Genomic DNA, 3014 nt, shown 5'->3' on the forward strand with positions numbered 1-3014 from the left:
GGATGCTTCTGTATTTTTTTCATATGCTTTATTTTCATGACTTTTTAATAAAAAACCACTTAATGTATAAACTTGAATTGAAACATCTGTGTCAAATGGAATATTATAGTTAAGATTGACATTAGTCCTAAAAGGGTTAGGATAAGCCTCAAACACAATATCTACCCCATCCAATGTATAAATATCTTCCATTGGAATATAATCACAACTCGTTTTTACAAACTGAGATTTACTCTTTCTACCTACTGCTTGACCTTGCTTGTTCAACTTACCCTCAAAATTGAGATCTCCAATCCAATTAAAATGGTCTGCCTCGTCATCAGCTTCAAAAATAAAATCAATTCCTTCTATTAGGTACTGTGTGGCAATTCCTGCATCTCCTTCAAAATATCCTGTATCATTTTTTATTCCTTTTTCTTTGCTAGTATGCGTGTTGTCAAAAATTAAAGGAGCATATAACTTGTCAGGTATAGGGGATTCATTTATAGTAAAGCATAAATCGAAAACATGTGTTGGTCTATTTTTTTGAACTTGCAAATAGTTTGATTTATTTGGGGCCAATGAAATACGAGGAAACCCCCCCTTATCGGTTTGAAAACCGAATTCATCTCCAATTGTTGGAAAAGTTTCCATAACCAACCCTATCTGATATCCATTTTCTTTATTAGTAATTTGAAGATTACCAATTACTTCGGAATCATAAAACATTCTTAATGTGGTATAAGACAATAATGTTTTATCTTCATTAGACTGGATCATAATTGGATAACATATTTGTTTACTTTCACAGTCCACTGAAACTTCACCCACAGACCACTTCATTTTTGCACTATTTTGGGCACTACTAAAACTCATTACCATTATGAGCAATAGAATTATACAACCATTGATTGTTTCTCTTTTGACTACCGATTTCATTTTTATATTAATTTTCATTTTAAACAAACTTTATAATTAAAATCAGTAGGCCAACCTTTTCTTATTGGCTAACCTACTGATTACATTAATTAATTTCTTGGTACCGCTGATAAAGCCACATTCGTGTTACGCTGCCATAAATTATAGTCATTGGAATTGACATCTCCATTCATATCATAATCACCAATATTATATACTTTAAAAATATTCTCATTAAACGACCACACATTAAAGTCGTTTGTATTTATATCAGTGTCTTCACCATTAATGGTCGTACCATCTCCCTGGTCTCCATTTCCAGCGTACATTGCAAACACACCTGGTAATACCTCCTTCTGACCTACACGTCCTTCTCCAAAGAAATCAACGTCATATGATTGCTTGTTTCTAAAGTCGTACGTCAAAACGCCATCAACAATAGGAACTGCTTCATGAGACATTACGATAAGGTGATTTCTGTGCTCAACTACAACATAATATGATTGATCTAAATCTAAGGTACAACAATCGGCGCCAGTTACAAACTCAATTCTACCATCATTATGCAGCAATCCGGCACGTTGACATAGTATTTCGGATCCATTAGTTGGATCTGATCGCAATGACACCAATACCCAATCAGTTACAGTGCTAGGATAACCAGCATCACCGTTGGCAACATCTCCATAAGAATCATAGAATGAGCCTTCATTCCCACTATAATTCCAAGGTAAAATGTTATACACTTGTCCAGCCGCTCCTAAAGCTGGAATATATTGTGAGCCAAAGAATGGATCTCCACTGGTCTGTCCAGGCAACAATCGTAGATCGTTAAGATCGGTACGCATTATTGTGCTGTAAGTACCAACTCCTTGGTCATCAATCAATGATCCTTCCAAGAACACATATAACTCAAAATCTATGCACAATGAAATAGCCGCAGTATCTTCATCATCATCAACAATACCATCTCCTAAATCATCTATGCCAATACCTGTTGTAGGATCAGAGTCAACATCAAATTGGTCGGCTGCGGTAATTTCGGCCCCATTTTCATAATCATTTGTTGATGTTACCGTAGCCTCAAACGATAGTGTTACCGATTCTCCACTATCCAATCGGTCGATCATCCATAGAAGAAGGCGGTTATCGGAATCATCCGTCGATATCAACGCTCCCGTAGCGCCAACATCACTTGAAATTGAAGCTGCTACATAATCATATCCAAATGGTAACGTATCCAAAACGTCTATATTTGTGGCACTATCCGGACCGGCATTGTTAACAGTTACCGTAAAGGTTACTGTATCCCCTACACTTGCAGTAGTGACATCAACCTCCTTAGTTAAGCTAAGGTCTATTTTATGAATATGATATGCAGTAGGATCATTTGTTGGATCTCCATCATTATTGTCTCCATTAACATTATCTAAATCAAGTGTTTCCTCAGATGGTGGATCACTAACAGTATTTAATTCAGCGTCTGTACCCGTGTCGGAAACATCACTTACATCATCCGTACCATTTGGACTATCACCTAAGGCTATTGCACTATTCTCTACACCTCCCGCATCAACATCAGCAGCAGTAATTTCATAAGCTCCTGTATAGGTTGTTGAATCACTTTCGCCTGGAGCCAAACTTGCAATAGGAATTCCTATAATCGTACCCTGAGGGAATAGCAACAAAGGATCTGTTATTACAATATTCTCAACCGTTACATTACCTGTATTAGTTACCGTAAAGCTATAGTTAATGATATCGCCCTCTGGGCCATCAGGTCCAGATGATGTTACACTTGTTATGCTTTTGATAAGCTCTATAGATGCTGTCTGAACAGCCGTTACAGTATCCGGGTCGTCGTCCGTCACCGGCGTGTCGCCTATTCCGTCCCCATCAGTGTCGGCACTACCATCGGCCGTAGCCGTATTGGTAAAGCTGCCACTGTCTATATCTATCTGAGTGATCGTATGGGTCGCCGTGTAGTTCCACGTCTCGCCCACATCCAATACGCCATCGTTGTCCGTGTCACCATCTACAAACGTAATGCTTCCCGCATCTGCCTGAGGATCGCTAACTACTGGACTGTAAACCGTCGTGTTACCTGTGTTCTCCAA

At 38.4% G+C, this 3014-nt stretch carries 2 protein-coding genes; both read right to left on the minus strand.

The features are described 5' to 3' along the window. Positions 1–936 (minus strand): hypothetical protein (locus tag ABD792_RS00125; protein ID WP_345003651.1); only part of this gene is annotated, 936 nt, incomplete at its 3' end. Between the two features lie 71 nt (positions 937–1007). Beyond that, the coding region (locus tag ABD792_RS00130; RefSeq protein WP_345003652.1) for a DUF7507 domain-containing protein at positions 1008–3014 on the minus strand (2007 nt) is incomplete at its 5' end.

The sequence above is a fragment of the Snuella lapsa genome (genome assembly GCF_039539345.1).
Lineage (GTDB): Bacteria > Bacteroidota > Bacteroidia > Flavobacteriales > Flavobacteriaceae > Snuella > Snuella lapsa.